At 70.4% G+C, this 378-nt stretch carries 1 protein-coding gene; it reads left to right on the plus strand.

Going from position 1 to position 378, the window contains the following annotated elements; translation table 11 throughout:
- Positions 1-378: ATP-binding cassette domain-containing protein (locus PUR56_RS00610; protein ID WP_329947393.1), on the plus strand; the 378-nt coding region annotated here is incomplete at both ends.

The following is a 378-nucleotide window of genomic DNA, read 5'->3' on the forward strand; positions in this document are numbered from 1 at the left end:
AGATCCTCACCGGCGACCACCAGCCCACCGAGGGCCACGTCGTCCTCGACGGCGAGCGGGAGGACCTGGCGACACCCGCCCAGGCCCGAGCCGCCGGGATCCCCAACATCCCGCAGGAACCGGAGATCATCCCCCACGTCTCCGTCGCCGAGACCGGCTACGCCGGCTCCCAGCCCCGCAAAACCGGCCGACGCCTCGACCGCACCGAACTACGCCGCCGCATCACGGCCGACCTCACACGCCTCGGCTTCGACAAAGTCCTCGACCCCGACCTCCTCGGCTCCCAACTCACCCCCGCCCAACGCCAACTCGTCGAAATCCTGCGCGCCCTCACCGGCGACGCCAAAGTCATCGCCTTCGACGAACCCACCTCCTCGC

Source organism: Streptomyces sp. BE303, assembly GCF_036290945.1.
Taxonomy (GTDB): Bacteria; Actinomycetota; Actinomycetes; order Streptomycetales; family Streptomycetaceae; genus Kitasatospora.